We start from the raw sequence: 17425 nt of genomic DNA, 5'->3' as shown, positions 1-17425 counted from the left end.
ATGTGGTGGATCTACGCGCTATTATCAGCTTTCTTTGCTTCCCTTACGGCCATCTTTGCAAAAGTCGGCGTAACCAATGTCAATTCTGATTTGGCTACTGCCATACGAACGGTGGTAATACTGATTGTAGCCTGGGGGATCGTAATGGCCAGAGGCGAACTTAAAGGAATTACGGAACTGTCAAAGCATAACCTGCTATTTCTTTTTTTATCTGGCCTTGCCACCGGCTTGTCCTGGATATTCTACTACAAGGCTTTGCAGATCGGGAAAGTGTCCCAGGTCGCCCCTGTTGATAAGTTGAGTGTTGCCCTAACTATTATACTTGCAATGGTGTTCCTGAAAGAAGCTCTTACCCTGAAAGTATTCTTTGGTGCCCTGCTGATCATTGGGGGAACACTGGTTTTGATCTTTTGAGAAACTCAATTATTTGTAAGCAACCGAAATACTAAAAATCAATATAAAACAAAAAACTATGAAATTAACTAAAATTCATGCCCGTGAAATTTTGGATTCCAGGGGCAATCCGACAGTAGAAGTAGAAGTCACTCTTAACGGAACAACAGCAAGGGGTATTTCTCCATCCGGGGCAAGTACGGGTGAAAAAGAAGCCGTAGAGCTTAGAGATGGTGATCCAGAGCGCTATAATGGTAAAGGCGTGGAAAAAGCAGTAAAAGGGATTAACGTCGAAGTCGGCAAATCAGTCACCGGCTTATCCTTTGAGGGTCAGCAGGCCTTCGATGATCATATAATTGGTCTGGATGGAACCGAGAATAAATCAAGGCTCGGCGCAAATGCGATGCTTGCGGCCTCAATCGCCTTCGCCCGGGCTTCGGCCGTTGCAAAAGGGATTCCCTTGTATAGGCAGCTAGTGGAAAGGGAAGGTTACGTAATGCCCGTACCGTGCATGAATGTCATTAATGGGGGAAGGCATTCTGATAACAACATCGATTTTCAGGAATTTATGATTGCCCCTCATAACGCCCCCTCGTTTAAGGAAAGTATCCGTATGGGCGAAGCTGTTTTTCATTCCCTGAGAAGTCTGCTAAAAGCGAAAGGCTATTATACCGGAGTTGGTGACGAAGGTGGGTTTGCGCCAAATCTGAGTTCTAATGAGGAAGCCGTCCAAATCATCATGGAAGCGATACATATTGCCGGTTTTGCTCCAGGCAAGGATATTTCCCTTTGTCTTGACCCAGCGACCAGCGAAATGTGGAATAATGGAAAATATGAATTTTATAAAAGTTCTAAAGAACGGATCACAACAGATGAAATGATTGGCTTTTGGGAAGGATGGTTAAAAGAGTACCCAATTATCCTGTTGGAAGACGGGTTGGGCGAAAACGATTGGGAGGGATGGAAAAAGCTGACCAGCCTTTTGGGAGACAAAGTGGAATTGGTTGGAGATGATATATTCTGCACCAACCCGAGTATTATCCAGCAGGGAATCGACCAGGGCATTGCAAACAGCGTACTGATTAAATTGAACCAGATCGGTACAGTTTCCGAAACGCTAAAGGCCGTAGAACTAGCCCAAAAAAACGGTTACAATTGCTTTATTTCTCACCGCAGTGGTGAAACTGAAGACACGACAATTGCGGATCTGGTTGTCGCTACCGGTGCGGGGCACATCAAAACAGGAAGTGGCTGCCGCTCTGAAAGGGTATCTAAATTTAACCAGTTGCTTCGGATAGAAGAAGAACTTGGTGATAGGGCATCATTTGCAGGAATCAATACTTTTTATAAAAAATTATAAATCAGCCGCTAACCTACAATGAAACATAATAAATTTTTATTTGAACACCTTTCGGTTTTTAAATATGCGGTTCGATGGACGCTGCTTATACTTCCTGTTGCCATTGCAATAGGAAGTATGGTTGCCTTGTTCCTTTGGCTGCTAGGCTGGGCCATTCACTTTCGCTTTCAGCATACCTGTCTCATTTTTCTGCTACCTTTAGCAGGTATTGTGATCCACCTGATTTATCAGTCAGTTGGTAGGTCCTCAGAAAAAGGAAATAACCTGATCATGGATGAAATCCATAGGCCGGGTGGTGGAGTGCCCAGGCAGATGGCGCCAGTAATCTTAATAACTACAGTGATTACCCATTTGTTTGGCGGATCGGCTGGAAGAGAGGGAACCGCGGTACAAATCGGAGGAAGCATCGCAGGAATGTTTAGCCGCTGGTTTAAGCTAAATGAGGTAGACACCAAGATGCTCCTTACCGCGGGAATTGCAGCCGGGTTTGGGGCGGTGTTCGGAACACCGCTCACCGGTGCCATATTTGCAATGGAAGTTCTGGCCATTGGAAGAATAGAGTACAAGGCTTTACTTCCCGCATTAATTGCCAGCGTGCTTGGTGATCTTACTGTCTCTGCCTGGGGCATCCATCATACCGCTTATCACATCGATCTCATAGAGAAAAGTGCCTACTTTCTATCTGAATACCTGCCGGTAAACCTACTCCTGCTTAGTAAGGTTATTCTAGCATCCACATTGTTTGGTCTGGCCAGCTACCTGTTTGCTGTAATGGTGCATGAGATCAAGGCCTTTTTTTCTAAAGTATGTAAGATCCAGTGGCTTATTCCTGTTATCGGTGGTCTGATTATTATAGGCTTGACTTACGCCATCGGGAAACCGGATTACTTAAGTTTGGGCGTGGATAGCGAATACCAAGGAGCCGTTACAATTCCCTCTGCTTTTCAGCCTGGTGGAGCAGATACTTGGAGCTGGTTATGGAAGACCATTTACACAACTTTAACATTAGGAACTGGATTTAAAGGTGGTGAGGTAACGCCTTTGTTTTATATTGGCGCAACATTAGGCAATGCACTTTCGACCTTATTAAATGCTCCAGTTAGTTTGTTTGCTGCCCTTGGATTTATTGCTGTTTTTGCTGGTGCAACGAATACACCCCTTGCCTGTACGATTATGGGTATAGAACTTTTTGGTAGTGAATACACCATGTTTTTTGCGGTAGCCTGTTTTACAGCCTATTTTTTCAGTGGCCATTCAGGTATATATTCTTCACAGCGTATTGCGGTACCCAAAATATTTACGGGAACATAAAATATTGACTTATCCTGTTCCTGTGGATTATCATAAAGAGGTGAAATTTTTATAAGATCCTTGACCAATGCAATCAGCAATTTATATCAAAAAACAACGCTATATCGACCGCTTTCCTTCCTCTCTTTTCTAAAGCATCAAGTACAGATGATTTAACTGCCTATGTTGTTTTAATAAGGTAGAGCAGTAAAAGTATACTAGCTATGAAAACTAAAGCGGTTAAAACTTTAACAAAAAGTGTTGAATGGTAATACACCCCCTGATTCAATTGTTCTTTCGTTGAATTATATCTTAAGTAAGAACAAATGATAGTAATTGCTCCCAGGGCAACTAGAAAAATCCCGATAATGCGGGAATCTCCGGTTTGGTGCAGGGGCACTTTACTCCCCAGTGCGGCACTGATCTGCTTGATAAATAGCGAGAATTTCATCACCACGAAGCCAAATCCCATGATACCAATACTGGTTCTGATCCAGGCCAAAAATGTTCTTTCATTAGCCAAATGGTCTCCTGCATGCTGTTTGGTGTTTTCCTGATCTTGAATTTTCATCTTGTTCTGTATCGGTATATTACAGCAATATATTTGCATGTTATGTCAATATCGATGCCAGTTTGGAGATGATAACCCTGGTATCCCGGATGCAAGTAAGCCTGTTTGATTCAGTGCCGGCAGGATAGCAGGTAACTGCAATTTCTTCGATAAACGATAAGCCTGATAGGTCAATAGATTCTTTAACCTCTTGTTCAATGCTTTTCATTAGGATCATGATTAATCGGGGTTGATATGTTCTGATTTTATGAGCTAATTGCTCTATTCCCCCCTGCCTCTGGTTTTTTCTGATTTTAACTGACGATTTATCAATAGGTGTACAAGTTAGATGTTCCAAAAAGCATCCCGTGCCTTTAAAGAACTGCAAAAAATCTTCTACAGATTTAAAATCGCCAAATACCTCACTAAATGCAAGATAAATTGTTCGAAACAGATTAGTATTTCCCAGGTAAAAATGTTTATCGTCACCTCCAGGAGCTTCAGAAACAAAGAGCAGCAGCACTTTAGCTGGCTGATATTGCCTCGAAATTTCGGTAACACTATACATTATAGTTGTAGCTTTTAGCGAAGCGCATAAATAGTTCCGCCAGAGCGTCCTGCTGACCATGAAGCTGAATGAAATGAAACGGCCTTTCGATAACCATATCCTTGATATCTATGATGCGGCATTCATTATTCTTGAGCTCTTTCAATATGGAGTGGATAGATAAAAAAGCCAGGCATTTGCTGTGAATCAAATAGGATTTAATGCTTTCGGTACTACCTAACTGCATTTCTATATTTAAGTCCCCCACCTTTATCTGGTGTGCTTTTAAAGCATATGCAATAACATCTAGTGTACCAGAACCAGGTTCACGAAGTAATAAATCATAATCCTTCAACTCATTCGGTTTGATCATTTCCTTTTTCATGGCATAATTGTGACCAGAACACACCAGCACCAGCTCGTCTTTTAGATATTGTTCGTATTTAATCTGTGGGTTCCGGGAGATGCCTTCAATGATTCCAAAATCTATTTCCTTAGCAATCAAACGCTGCTCTACATCTTCTGTGTTTCCGGTAACCAGTTGAATTTGTATATCCTTAAACTTATTGTGAAACTGTGCCAATACAGGTGGAATGATATATTGTGCCACAGTACTGCTGGCACCAATCCTCAATATTCCTTTATGCTGTTTAGTAAGTAGATTCATATCATATTCCAGTTCCCGGTAAGTTCCAAAAATCTGTTCTGCGTAATGCAACAATAATTCGCCGGCTGGGGTGAGGCTGATTTTTTTGTTTCCACTGCGTTCAAATAATGACATTTTGAACTCCTGCTCTAATTCTTTAATGTGTTTGGTTACAGCAGGCTGACTGATAAATAACTCTGCCGAGGCCTTTGTAAAATTCAGCCTTTTAGCGACAGCATAAAATACTTGCAAACGGAAATCTATCATACACGGTTTTAGTAGATAACCTAAGATACAAACAATTTGTTTCAACGGGTACTGACATCATAACCTTACGTTATCATCAATAACTTTTTATGCTTTTTCTGATGAGTAGAATAAATGCACATTTGTAACAGAAAAATATTGGTTATGAATAAGGAATCAACAGAAAAAGAAATCAGACAAGCACTTATATATACAGCCAGGACAACGGCTATCATTGCGTTTCTATTTGTTGCTTGTGGAACCATTTTCATCTGCACTTTATTTTTTAATGGGCAGCCAGATGTAGTGACAGCAAAAACCAAACAGGATGTGGAAACCGGTATAGCTGCTGTTAACGTCAAAAGCCAGGTTGTACCTGCTGATGCCTGGAAAGCGCCTGATGAAAATACGATTCCGGCGGACACCAAGTACGGCCAGATGATCAGGTATGGCAAAGAATTAATAGCACATACGAGCAAATATTTTGGGCCAAATGGATCCATAGCCCGTATTACAAATGGTATGAATTGTCAGAATTGTCACCTCGAGGGTGGAACCAAACTGTTCGGAAATAATTATGCTGGTTTTATTTCCAGTTTTCCTAAAATGAGTGGCAGATCAGGAAAGGTTGAACCTGCATCGGCACGTATTGCAGAGTGCTTCAATCGAAGTCTTGCAGGCAAAGTACCAGACGAATCTAGTAAAGAGATACAGGCAATGCTGGCTTATATGAAATGGCTTGGAACAGGTGTAAAAAAAGGGGAGAAAGTGTTTGGAACGGGAACCGAAAAATTAAAATTCCTGGATAGGGCAGCGAATGTCAAACATGGAGCGATTTTATATACCAGTAAATGTCAAAGTTGTCATGGTGCAAATGGTGAGGGAATACTCGATGAAGACAAACTAACTTATGTTTATCCGCCATTATGGGGCAAACACAGCTACAATGATGGCGCAGGGATGTATAGACTCAGTAACTTTGCGGGGTTCGTAAAGAACAATATGCCATATGGTGCCAGATATGGAGATGCGCAGTTAAGTGATGAGGAGGCCTGGGATCTCGCTGCTTTTGTGAACTCACAGCCAAGACCACATAAAGATCAGGGAAAAGATTACCCTGATTTGTTAAAAAAACCTTTTGATGCGCCATACGGACCATATGCCGACAAATTTTCTGAAAATCAACATAAGTATGGTCCATTTGCACCAATTGTAACCTCCGAAAAACAAGTAAAACTAACAACTAAATAAATCATCAAAATCTAAAATCATGAAAAAAATAACCTTAATCTGTACATTATTTTTGCTGATCGCAGCAACCTCGGCCACTTTTGCCCAAGCTACACCTGCTAATTTTACAGGGGCAAAAGCCACCCTGAAAAATTATAAGGCACTGTATGTAATCAATAACGGTGATGAGAAAAAGATTGCAGGAACACTTCGAAACCTAAAAAATGCACTCGACGATCCCAGGTTAAAAGGGAAAATCAATGCAGAACTTATTGCCTTTGGAGATGGCGTAGCTGTTTACCAGAAGAACGGATCTTTTGAAAAAACATTGTTAGAACTGCAATCCAGAGGAGTAATTCTTGCACAATGTGAAAATACCGTCAGAGAAAGGAAAATCGAAAAAAATACCTTATTTGATTTTATCAGTTATGTACCCAGCGGCAATGGTGAAATCATCATCCGTCAATATCAGGGATGGGCAGTTGTACATCCTTAAACCAAATAATTAGAAAATCATGAAATATATAAATCACACCTTTTTAGCCACAGTTGCATTTTTATTGCTTTGTGGAAATGTTAAGGCCCAGGATCATCGCTTTGATCCGCCCTGGAATACTCCACCTGAAAGTAAAGTTCAGTTCACAGTACCTGGAGTAGACAATGTGCCTGATCTTTTTGGAGACATTAATGATCCCCAACTGGTGGTTTTCTTTGCCGGTAACCAGTTTATGTGCATTGACGAATTAATTGCAGCCTTTAAAAAGTCATATCCACATTATCAGCGGGTATTTGCCGAAACGCTTCCCCCAGGCATTTTAGCCCAACAAATAAAAACCGGTAGCATTGTGGTGGGCAACATGAGAATTACCTTAAAGCCGGATGTTTATACAGCTGGTAAGAACCGGATAGACATGACCCCTGAATGGTTTAGCAAAACGACTTTATATGCTAGAAACAGGTTGGCAATCATGGTCCAAAAGGGAAATCCGAAGGCATTGAAGTCACTCAAAGATTTAGCAAATAAAGAGCTGAGGATCAGTATGCCCAATCCAGAGAATGAAGGGATCGGTAAACGTATTGAAGAAGCCTATGTGAAAGCTGGAGGGGAAACATTAAAATCTACCATCATGGAAGATAAAGTTAAAGATAAGACTACTTATCTTACCATGATCCATCATCGCCAATCACCAATGAGGATCCTATACAACGAAAGTGACGCCGCTCCAGTATGGTATACTGAGGCCTACTATCAGAAAATGATTGGCCATCCTGTTGAGCTCATTGAAATTCCTGAAAAAGAGAATATCCATGCGCAATATATAGCGGGACAGTTAAAAGATGCGCCACATCCGGCCGCTGCAAAAGATTTTATGGATTTTTTGATCAGTCCGCAGGCTGCTGCCATCTACAAAAAGTTTGGTTTTGATTTACCTTAAACATAAACACAATGAAAAATATATTTTTAACCATATTGTCAGTCGTTGCTGTAGTGACCATTGGGAATGCACAAATCCCAAACGATACTTTATATGTCTATGGTCCCGGTGGGCCGCTCGGACCGATCAATGAATGTGCGAAGGTTTTTGGAAAGCAGCATGATATCGTAATTAAAGTCACTGCCGGGCCAGATAATGAATGGATGCCGGATGCAATGAAACATGCAGATCTGTTCTTTGGAGGAGCAGAATACATGCTTTCAAAATTCATGTCTGACCACCCAAACATGATAGTGGCGAACTCTCGGACAGAGTTATATAAACGTGCGGCAGCGATCCTGGTACGGCCCGGCAATCCTAAAAACATCAAAAATCTGGGCGATCTCTGTAAACCAGGTGTGAAAATTCTTGATGTGAATGGGGCTGGGCAAATGGGGCTTTGGGAAGATTTGGCAGGTCGACAAGATCTGATTGCAAACATACAGCAGCGTATAGCAGGTACATTTGCAAATTCGGCATTGGGTATTGCTGCATGGAAAAATGATCCTCAATATGATGCCTGGATAACATTTGGCTCCTGGCATAACCGTTTACCAGACCTCACCTCAATGGTTAGGATTCCTGTTACACAAACAGTCTATAGAGGTACACCTGTAGTGAGGGGTAGCACTGGTACGCATAAGTCGGAAACTGAGGATTTTATCAAGTTTATGCAATCCGATAAAGGACATCTCATTTTCAAAAAATGGGGTTGGGAATAAATAATGTCTAAAAACTTATCTTCTATAACATGAAGTTATGGAAGATAAGTTTTAATGATTTGATCGGGGTTTATTAGTTATGGATCTTTGAATTAGAAAATAAAGACAATCAAAATTATGACACAAATCAAAGACAATTCAAATTCTTCTAAAATAAAGGCGGGTAACCTGCTAAACTTAAATTTAAACACCCGTAAAATTATCTTCATCCTGGCAGTTTTGCTGTGCCTCTTTCCATTTATGTCGCCTCCTTTAGCCTTATTGCTAGGATTAGTATTGGCGCAACTAATGGAACATCCCTATCTGCATTTAAATCACAAGGCCACAAACCTGCTGCTAAAAATTTCTGTTGTCGGGCTAGGATTTGGAATGAATGTATTCAGTGCAATGAAAGCAGGAAAAGAAGGCGTACTGTTTACCGTAGTTTCTATTTTCGGAGTGCTTATCATTGGTTTTATCCTGGGAAAAGTATTTAAAATAGAACGTAAAACATCTTTTTTGATATCAGCTGGAACGGCGATCTGTGGTGGAAGTGCTATTGCTGCATTGTCGCCTGTAATGAACGCAGAAGAAAAACAGATCTCCGTTGCAATGGGTACTGTTTTTATACTCAACTCGGTGGCCTTATTTCTTTTCCCCGCTATCGGACATGCGCTTAACTTGTCACAGTCACAATTTGGTATGTGGTGTGCCATTGCTATTCACGATACCAGTTCTGTTGTTGGGGCAGCCAGTAAATATGGTGAACAAGCACTACAGATAGCCACAACTGTTAAGTTAGCCAGAGCACTATGGATTGTTCCCGTAGCGTTTGGTACATCTTTCCTGTTCAAAAGCAACAATAGCAAAGTTAGTATACCCTATTTTATAGGGCTATTTATCCTGGCAATGATCGCCAACACCTACTTACCTTTTATTAAGCCTTTTGCGCCCTACTTTGTAGCATTAGCAAAAGCAGGCTTAACTTTAACCTTGTTCCTGATAGGAAGCGGACTCTCATTTACTATCTTGAAAGCAGTGGGGATAATGCCACTGTTACAAGGCGTAATTTTATGGATAGTAATTTCAAGTGCTGCATTATGGGCAGTTATATCTTTGGTTTAAAATACATTAGTTACTGATCATCACCAGCTTTTTTGAAAGATCATCAATAAGAACCACATGTTTATAATCGGCGCCACCTGTTCCTACACTCTTAATTATCCCCGAGGATTGACCGCTAAAAGCTCCTTTTTCATCGGTCTTAAAAGAATTGATGACATAATCTGCGTTAAACGTATCATTTGAGGAGTTGGTTAACGCTAAAGTATACGAAGTATTTGGCTCGAGTTTTTTAAAGTCCTGTTGGACAAGATCAGTCAAGCCTACGCTTCTTACGTTTAGCATGCCTGATGACATTGAATTATCCTTATTCATCAATTTAATCACCTGACTTTTGTCTGCAAGATTAAGCGGGGTTAAATTTTCTTTTGAGGCATTTGCAGGGCTGGCATTAGCGGCGTACAACAATGCTTGCGGACATTGTCCAATAGCAATGGTTTTTACAACGGCCATTTTTACCAGATCAACCACTTGTACCTGGTCATCATTTTCTAATCCGACATATGCAAATTTACCATCTGCCGAAGTCCAGACGCCATGTGGCAATGATCCTGTCGCAACGCTATCAGTAAGCTTGAAATCTTGTGAAACACTAAATACTTTTAAGCTGTTTTCTCCGCCAATGGTTGCCAGCATCACAGGTGAATCATTAACTAAAGTAAAAGTGACATGGTTGGTAATTGGACCTGTATTTAGTACTGTATGTATCGTATTTGTCTCCGTGCTGATGACAGTGATCTTCCCTACATCCTTATGTGTCAATGCAATCCATTTCCCATCAGGACTACAGAATATATTTGGAGAAAATGGACTAACTACTGGAATACGCTTTACAATAGCATAAGAAGTTGCATTCACTACATCCACTTCTGCAGTAAAGCTGGAACAAATATAAGCCCATTTTCCATCTGGAGTAAAAGCAACCATTCCCGGGCCGTCGGCTACTGGAATTTGCTTGATTTCAATCAGTTTATTTGCATCAATTACGCTGATATACGATTCTCCTCTTACCGATATCCATGCCTGTGATCCTGAAGGGTTAAAGGTTGCCTCATGCGGTGAACGTCCGATATAAACAGTTTTTAAAACTTTATTTTTTGCTGTTGAAATAAAGGTTACTGAATTTGATCCAATGGAAACCGCTGCTAGTAATTGCCTTTTAGGGGAATAACCCAGGCCATGAACCAGGGCCTGTCCCTTATATAGAGGACTTAAGATATCAGGTTGGGGTTTACCAAGAACAATATTTCCTAATAGCGTTTGTGTTGAGGGATCTAAGACAGAAACCGTATTAGATATCTGATTGCCTGTATAAACCCTGTCTTGGGCATAGATTGATTGTGCTTTTGATTGTAGGGCAAAACTGAATATTAATAGCGTAAACAAGGATATCTTTTTCATATGTTAATGGGAGTTTGTAAATGTCTTCATTTGTTGGATTTCTATCTGTTCATCTGAGATAATATTCTCGGCCAGTCTTTTTACATTTTTATTTTTTCCATACCGCAACTCAACTTTAGCCATGTCGATGGCAGCCTGATGGTGAGGAAGCATTATCCTTGCAAAGGACAGATCAGTATCAGACAATTGTTTTTCTTCAGGCATTTGTTCCATCATCACTTTCATCATCTTCTGGTTGGCGTTTTGATGTTGGTTGCCTGTAGCGATAAATCCTTCAGGATGGCTGAGCAGGAGTCGCATTTGCTGAATCTGGGTTTGTTGCTCAGCTTTGATACTTTTAGCTAGCTGAATCATTTCTTTATTTTTTCCGGTCTTAATCTCTTCTTCTGCCATATCAATAGCACCCTGGTGATGTGGGATCATCATTTGTATGAAATCTCTGTCTGCAGATGTGGTAGCTGATATTTCATCCATCTTCATCATCATATGAGCCATTTGCCCAAGGAAGACATTTTTTTTAGTTGCCATTTGCATGTGTTCATGTTGTGCTCGTGCAGAGAAACTAGCAAATAGTAGAAGTATAGACGTGAATCTGATCATGGTTTGATGTAGAATATTAATTGTGATAAACTGTTTATGCCAAACAAGCCTTATGCGATAACCGCAAGATCCTGAAATTTGTTCTTATTGAGCTATATTACATCTACATCAATTGGCGAGATAAAATTAACCATGTAAGTTCTTCTGTCTAAATCATGCTCCATGGGTTGCGTTTTGCCATTTTGATCTGTCGCTCTAGCCATTAAACTATATCTTCCAGTCTTAGCAGGAACCACCCATTCAAATTCAAATAGCTGCCAGGCGAAAGGGATAGCAGGACCAATTAATTTTGCTGGTTGCCATGAATTTCCTTTATCCGTGCTTATTTCTACTTTCGATAGGTTACTATCACCTGACCATCCTGCACCCCTTACTTGATAAGGTTTTCCAGCCGGCACCGCTTCAAACAATACCGGCCTTGATATTTCAGACTTAACCAATGTAGTGGTTACGGGCGTCAAGGTAGGTAGTCCTTCAACACGCTTCCAGTAAGCATATTCAATCGTCTGCCAATAGCCATCAAACGGCTTTTCAGATGCAGTAATTTTCATCAGCCATTTCACAGATGCCATACCATACCATCCTGGAATAATTGCCCTTGCCGGGAAACCATGTTCAGCACTCAATGGTTTTCCATTCATTTCATAGGCGATGATGATGTGATCCTGCATTGCTATATTTAACGGAATGCTTCGGGCGAATTTGATTTTTCCTGGTGATTTCGGCTCTTCTGTAATCATCCCCTCATCATTCCCTTCCAAAATAATGTCTACCGTACCCACCTTTATGCCAGCCTTCTTTAACAATACGGATAAAGGTACTCCTGTCCATTCAGCATTGCTGATCCCACCTTGTTCCCATCCTAAACCCTTCACTTTTGGGGCGAGGTTAGCACGTCCGTTTCCGGCACATTCTATAGTAGCCATTACCTTTTTTGCAGGAAGCTTTTTAAGTTCGCTCAGATTGATCTTTATGACATGATTGGTGTTGCCGCCAATCTCTAATTCCCAATTTGTAGCATCAATATTGGGAATATTAAAATGACTCCTGATGAAGAACTGGTTATTTGGAGTAATCCTGTTTTTTAACGTAGGAAATGGAAACTCCATATTTAATGGCTTTTTCTCTCGCGTAATAAGTCCTGGAAAGTCATTGTCTTCTCTGGTTTGTTGAATCTCCTTCGCCGAAGCCCAGGATGGTATTGTTGCGCCAGCTATCACCGGGATAATTCCAGTAACAAAATTACGTCTGTTTAACGTGTAGTTTTGTGATGTTTTGTCGTTTTTCATTTCAATAAATGTAGGTGATTACAATATAGCCAAAAATCTCTCATAGGATAACTTGTATTCTTCCTTTTTCTTGATGGTTGAAAGGAAACAACTGTAGACTTTACTTCATCGCTGGCCTGCTAGAAAAGACACAATAGTTCTATAACTGTTTATCAAATACTCATCTCAATTTCTATCAAAAAACGGTCGTTTCTTGATAATACAAAAATGGGCGAAACAATTCATTGAAGAGGCTATTGGAATAGATTTCAAAATGATAAATTCCTTGGTAAAACTTATAGTAATTTCTTTTTACGATACTGCCTTTCCACCTTATTGTTTAACAAATTCTCAAAATCAACTATCGCTTCGCAATGCTCATAAAAGTTCGAACTTCCGCGGATTGACTCTACTTAAACGGCAAAAAGCCTTGAAGTTCGAACCTTTTCTTTGAAAAGAGCTCAATTTCAAGGCTTTTTTCATTTTATGATATTTCATAGTAAAAATCAGGAAACGAATTATAAACACCTTATCCATTGAAAATGAAGCAATTAAAGGTTCGATCCTGCTTCGGTTAACCGAAGCGGCGAAAAACAAATTATTAATTGATTAACAACACTTTAGAGTTCGAACCTCAAATCATTAGCGTTCTATATCACTATTCCCCCTCTTTAAATCATCCTTTACAATTATCTCTGAAAATCTTTTTTGTGTTCGAATTACCTCTTCAGCTTCACTGTCAGAAAAATGTTTGAACATAGGTAAAGCCTTAACTTCTTGGATAGTAATATCATTTAAGCGACTGAAATTTAGGTTATCTAGATTTTCCATATCTACAATTAGAATCCAACGAAAAAATAGTTCAATAATAATCGACTTGTTTAAGGTTTCGGCATAAACAATTGGCGCATTCAAAGTAGGAAACATAACCCCGTATTGGCTGGACAGGCATTAACGCTGGCCATGATGATAATATACCGGCTTCCAACGGTAGTTACGCACCTGTCCAGAAGTGCCGTGTACGCTTGCAAGTTTTCAGTTCTTAATTACCATCAACACGACACATCAAGAAAGATGTTCAATTAGATTAATAAAGCCATGAAAATTGTCAAGCGATTAATTCATTTTATTTGTAGTTTAGCCGTATTAATCTAAAGAAATGAACTTCACTCTCGATAAAGCCACTGAACTTGTAAACCATTACCAATTTCTAATTGGCGAGCCGTTGGATAATTCACAGCGCGCGTATCCGATAACAGACTTAGCAATAGTGCCGGATGATGCGCAAAAGATTTCCACCATTCTGAGTGAGCTGGAAAACGGAAACAATATGATGCTACTAGCGCGGGAGGGTTACGAACCAAAGGCAGTTAGAATTGTAGTGGCGCATATTGACAACTACAATGGCAATGTTGTCTACAATTGTATTAACGATTACATAGAAACATATAATATCGAAAAGGCTTATTAGTTATTCCTCAGCCTGTCGGTATAAAATGCATGTTCTACCGGGAGAGATATAACGCAGTCCATCCCTTGGTTGTCTATGGCAAGGTCTGAGTTTTCGTAAAAGCCGTCCATTTTATCCACGTAAACATTGATGAAAAATCTAATGCGGTGCTTATCTTCTAAGTAATTTTGCCAGTTATACATTATTTACCTCTACGCAATCATAACCTAACAAAAATATTACGCAACAAAAAAGGCCCCCGCAGGAGCCTTTCTATAACTACTTAGAACCCTTGTTAGATTCTTTTACAGTTGTGCTTTTGTGCTTGTCAGCATACGTTTTGGTAACGTACTTTCCTGATTTCGCAGACCTATAACTCGACGATTTTGCCATGCATAATACCTCCTTTCGTTGCCTTCAGAATGTTTACGCTAAATCTTGAATTGTAGCTGTTGGCGCTAAACTTTTGATAAGCTCAATTCCTTGGTTACGTGCATAGGCTGTTGTATAGCCCTCACTTCTACCAATAATCTCACCATTAGCGGCTTTCAAATTAAATCTGTAGTTATCAACCTTATCTGACTTCTCATAACGGAAGTCATAAATGCAGTTCACTTTTACAGACTGAACGCCATCCTTACAGGACTGTTTGTAAGGATAACCCTCACCATTCAAAACGATTTTGTTGTTGCCTGAATACAGGCGGTAATAGTACTGGCCATTAATGGCGCTTTTAAAAATTGAGAATACTCCCATGGTTTTTGAATTTATAATGTTAATGCAGCTGACTATCGGATTCGCTGCAAACAAACCGGGAATGTGTTAGGACTTGCTTTTGAACAAAAACAAATATATATTTGTAACACAAAACGGCGCTGGTGAATTAGCCAGCATTAATTAGTTGTTCCACCTCTAATTGTCTTTTGTAACCTCGGGACGCTACTCGAAATAGTGTCCCGATTAATCTAATTCGTTTCCTCCTCTTTATTTTCTTTCTTACTGCGGATAGTCGATTTTCGCTTACCCAATATGTACATCACATTTCCATCATGTGTATCTTTCTTAATATCAAAACTTATAATCTCTTTCACGTAATCCAGCCCAACAGTATCAAATACATCACCTAAGTTTAGGTAATAATAGTCTCCAGCTTTTGCAACCTTACCAGCCCCCTCTTGTCCATTACCTGAAATAAGATAAAAGACGTTCTTGTCGTCCGTATCTTTTGCAAAAAGAAATTCCTCCTCGGCCTTTAATCCCATTAGATTATTAGCCTCCATATTAAACCCAAGCTTCCCCGTTAGGTGAATCGTTGCTTTTGGTTTTGCTTTTCCAAAGGTTGCCTTTACTATCTCTATTGCCATATACAAATATATAAAAATTTTTCTTTAACGCAATAATGCAAGTTTTCCACAATAAATGTTTTAATGTTTAAAAGTAACACCTTTTACGGTAACCTATAAAACCCTATTTGATTAATGTATATGCAAATATCAATTATTTTAGTTTTTATTTTAAATAAATATTGATTTGAATTTTTCTTTATATTTTCTTTTGTATTTCTTTTTTAAACCTTTTTTAAATATTTATTAAACATTTATGAACAAAGTGCACTGATGCACTGCAAAGCAAGTTTTGTATTCGAGGGCGTTTCTCAGTGTCATCTTCCTCTATTGCCCCGCTACGCCAATCATCATTGTAAAGATTTGATTTACCTAGGTTACAATACTGGCAAAGGATGGAGATTGTCCAATCTCAAGTCTAGCGGGGGATATTTAGAGAGAGGTTTTATATGGTCAACGTGCATTTTACCCCTAGACGGAACCATAACGCAGGCCATGCACACTGCACCATAATGGCGAAGCGCTTTATAGTGCAGTTTGTACTATCCATCGGAGATATAAAAGTTTCTTAGCCATGCCATGCGTTCCTAAAAAATGAAATCATAAATCAGGTTAATTTCGACGGGCTTTTTACTATTAAGAAACTTGATATAACCATCGCCGATGCGCTTTGGATGGTAATCCGTTTGAAACTCTCTGTTTACGACATTAGCAATGAATGAATACTCATATCCATAAAATCTTCTAAAGAAGATAAATAATTGGTAAGCTTGCTTATTCCACGCTCGGCGAGTTTTCATGGCGTATTCCTATCAGTTAAATTTCTTCAAAATATGGCCCGACTCGTTTGTTAATTCGTAAGGCTCGGTCGCCCCAGAACCATAGTCGATTTTCTCAGTATAACGGGGGAGCGGACATCTCTAACCATCTTGTATGTTCACTTCCATTAATCATATAAAGTTGGAGCTTTAATCAAGCCTTGGCCGGCGAAGGTTTTTTTCCGCCTCATTAGTCTGGCTTAATAAGAAAATCCAAATGTTGTGGCGCTTGGCGAAGTCCGCTAAACCTTGCACGACATCGCGTAATTGCTTTTCCTTAGTCTGGCGGCTATCTTGACCCTGTACAACTTGCCAATAATCTATTATTGCACCCATTATATCATGCCGCGCTACAGCTTCAAGTAATCGAGATTTCAGCTTATTAAATATGATTCCCGGTGCATCGAGATACCCAAATATTAGTATTAGGCTTTAAGCCTCCCATGTTCTTTTCCCTCGATGAATTCAAGGCTATTTAAACCCGTCTTTACGAGCAAACTTTCGCTGAGCAATCTCATTAGCGCCCATCTCAATTGCTACGTACAGGTGCTTAAGTCTTGCTTTCTGAGATTGTAACTAATGGTTGGTGCTAACAAAGTCTTTCCTGATTTGGCTTTTCCAGAAAATCCGTAAACTTTACCGCAGAACAATCCACCGCCCATCAAAGCATCCAGACCCGGCAGGCCAGTCGAGAACCTTTCTCGCATAACTCCTCTTCCCCGCATTTCATTAAGAATGTCAACTTGAGAGATATGCTATCGGAAGTCATCAGGTCGGCACTCATGCTTTGCAGAATGGTCATCGAGTGGTCGTGCGGAATATCTTATCTGCCATTCCTCTGTCTTTGTCTCTGAGGCTACTAACTTCTTCCAATTTCTGTTACGGTTTGATTACGGATTGATAACATGGTGATAAAGCCTGACTTTTCAGCCTCCTCTATAAACCGACACTATTACCCCCGTCAAATCCTGTCAAGTAAAATTCT

The 17425-nt window shown here is 40.0% G+C and carries 19 protein-coding genes; 9 read left to right on the top strand and 10 right to left on the bottom strand.

Going from position 1 to position 17425, the window contains the following annotated elements:
• The 3 genes from ACTJKC_RS03620 to ACTJKC_RS03610 are packed head-to-tail and all read left to right on the top strand — an operon-like array spanning position 1 to position 3064.
• Positions 1–414: an EamA family transporter gene (locus tag ACTJKC_RS03620; protein WP_008245453.1), complete on the top strand. Its 414-nt coding sequence runs from the start codon at positions 1–3 to the stop codon at positions 412–414.
• Positions 415–472: 58 nt separating this feature from the next.
• Positions 473–1753 (top strand): phosphopyruvate hydratase, encoded by a 1281-nt coding sequence (gene eno, locus ACTJKC_RS03615; protein ID WP_008245454.1) that lies wholly within the window; start codon positions 473–475, stop codon positions 1751–1753.
• Between the two features lie 18 nt (positions 1754–1771).
• Positions 1772–3064: a voltage-gated chloride channel family protein gene (locus tag ACTJKC_RS03610; protein WP_008245455.1), complete on the top strand. Its 1293-nt coding sequence runs from the start codon at positions 1772–1774 to the stop codon at positions 3062–3064.
• A gap of 160 nt (positions 3065–3224) precedes the next feature.
• Here the strand turns inward: ACTJKC_RS03610 and ACTJKC_RS03605 are convergent, their stop codons facing one another.
• Genes ACTJKC_RS03605 through ACTJKC_RS03595 form a run of 3 tightly spaced genes read right to left on the bottom strand, consistent with a single transcriptional unit; the run spans position 3225 to position 5053 of the window.
• Complete coding sequence (locus tag ACTJKC_RS03605) at positions 3225–3614, bottom strand: YidH family protein (RefSeq protein ID WP_008245456.1); 390 nt, start codon at positions 3612–3614, stop codon at positions 3225–3227.
• A gap of 40 nt (positions 3615–3654) precedes the next feature.
• Positions 3655–4116, bottom strand: a complete 462-nt coding sequence (locus ACTJKC_RS03600; protein ID WP_344848202.1) for a hypothetical protein — start codon at positions 4114–4116, stop codon at positions 3655–3657.
• A 37-nt stretch (positions 4117–4153) separates the two neighbouring features.
• A complete protein-coding gene (locus ACTJKC_RS03595; RefSeq protein WP_056095397.1) occupies positions 4154–5053 on the bottom strand; it encodes a LysR family transcriptional regulator in 900 nt (299 codons plus the stop codon).
• 144 nt (positions 5054–5197) lie between these two features.
• On the opposite strand from ACTJKC_RS03595, the gene ACTJKC_RS03590 reads away from it, so the two are divergent.
• The 5 genes from ACTJKC_RS03590 (at position 5198) to ACTJKC_RS03570 (ending at position 9563) form a co-directional block, all read left to right on the top strand.
• Complete coding sequence (locus ACTJKC_RS03590; RefSeq protein ID WP_082491480.1) at positions 5198–6283, top strand: c-type cytochrome; 1086 nt, start codon at positions 5198–5200, stop codon at positions 6281–6283.
• A gap of 19 nt (positions 6284–6302) precedes the next feature.
• The gene (locus ACTJKC_RS03585; protein WP_008245470.1) at positions 6303–6758 is read left to right on the top strand and encodes a DsrE family protein; all 456 of its coding nucleotides are present in this window, start codon (positions 6303–6305) and stop codon (positions 6756–6758) included.
• A gap of 19 nt (positions 6759–6777) precedes the next feature.
• Positions 6778–7698 carry a molybdate ABC transporter substrate-binding protein gene (locus tag ACTJKC_RS03580; protein WP_056870676.1) on the top strand — a complete coding sequence of 307 codons (921 nt, stop codon included), beginning with the start codon at positions 6778–6780 and terminating at the stop codon, positions 7696–7698.
• An 11-nt stretch (positions 7699–7709) separates the two neighbouring features.
• Positions 7710–8459 (top strand): substrate-binding domain-containing protein, encoded by a 750-nt coding sequence (locus ACTJKC_RS03575; RefSeq protein WP_008245473.1) that lies wholly within the window; start codon positions 7710–7712, stop codon positions 8457–8459.
• Between the two features lie 117 nt (positions 8460–8576).
• Positions 8577–9563 (top strand): YeiH family protein, encoded by a 987-nt coding sequence (locus ACTJKC_RS03570; protein ID WP_008245480.1) that lies wholly within the window; start codon positions 8577–8579, stop codon positions 9561–9563.
• A gap of 6 nt (positions 9564–9569) precedes the next feature.
• Here ACTJKC_RS03570 and ACTJKC_RS03565 read toward each other — a convergent pair whose 3' ends face one another.
• The 4 genes from ACTJKC_RS03565 to ACTJKC_RS03550 form a co-directional block, all read right to left on the bottom strand.
• Entirely contained in the window at positions 9570–10961 is a 1392-nt protein-coding gene (locus ACTJKC_RS03565) for a beta-propeller fold lactonase family protein (protein WP_056095402.1), read from the bottom strand.
• Positions 10962–10964: 3 nt separating this feature from the next.
• Positions 10965–11495, bottom strand: a complete 531-nt coding sequence (locus ACTJKC_RS03560; RefSeq protein WP_056095405.1) for a DUF305 domain-containing protein — start codon at positions 11493–11495, stop codon at positions 10965–10967.
• Between the two features lie 158 nt (positions 11496–11653).
• Complete coding sequence (locus ACTJKC_RS03555) at positions 11654–12850, bottom strand: sulfite oxidase (protein WP_008245487.1); 1197 nt, start codon at positions 12848–12850, stop codon at positions 11654–11656.
• A gap of 621 nt (positions 12851–13471) precedes the next feature.
• The gene (locus tag ACTJKC_RS03550) at positions 13472–13660 is read right to left on the bottom strand and encodes a hypothetical protein (protein WP_157263930.1); all 189 of its coding nucleotides are present in this window, start codon (positions 13658–13660) and stop codon (positions 13472–13474) included.
• A gap of 328 nt (positions 13661–13988) precedes the next feature.
• Between ACTJKC_RS03550 and ACTJKC_RS03545 the strand changes: the two genes are divergently transcribed.
• Positions 13989–14300 carry a hypothetical protein gene (locus ACTJKC_RS03545; RefSeq protein WP_056095414.1) on the top strand — a complete coding sequence of 104 codons (312 nt, stop codon included), beginning with the start codon at positions 13989–13991 and terminating at the stop codon, positions 14298–14300.
• 405 nt (positions 14301–14705) lie between these two features.
• Here ACTJKC_RS03545 and ACTJKC_RS03540 read toward each other — a convergent pair whose 3' ends face one another.
• The 3 genes from ACTJKC_RS03540 to ACTJKC_RS03530 all read right to left on the bottom strand — a co-directional run bounded on the left by ACTJKC_RS03540 (position 14706) and on the right by ACTJKC_RS03530 (position 16833).
• On the bottom strand, positions 14706–15035 hold the full coding sequence (locus ACTJKC_RS03540; protein ID WP_056095487.1) for a YegP family protein: 330 nt from the start codon (positions 15033–15035) through the stop codon (positions 14706–14708).
• A gap of 209 nt (positions 15036–15244) precedes the next feature.
• A complete protein-coding gene (locus tag ACTJKC_RS03535) occupies positions 15245–15643 on the bottom strand; it encodes a hypothetical protein (protein ID WP_056095420.1) in 399 nt (132 codons plus the stop codon).
• 947 nt (positions 15644–16590) lie between these two features.
• Positions 16591–16833 carry a DnaB-like helicase C-terminal domain-containing protein gene (locus ACTJKC_RS03530; RefSeq protein WP_440790825.1) on the bottom strand — a complete coding sequence of 81 codons (243 nt, stop codon included), beginning with the start codon at positions 16831–16833 and terminating at the stop codon, positions 16591–16593.
• Positions 16834–17425: the final 592 nt, after the last annotated feature.

This window comes from Pedobacter sp. 22226, assembly GCF_052045455.1.
Lineage (GTDB): Bacteria > Bacteroidota > Bacteroidia > Sphingobacteriales > Sphingobacteriaceae > Pedobacter > Pedobacter jeongneungensis.
Note: the sequence above shows the minus strand (reverse complement) of the source record. Positions and strands in the feature narration are given on the sequence as shown.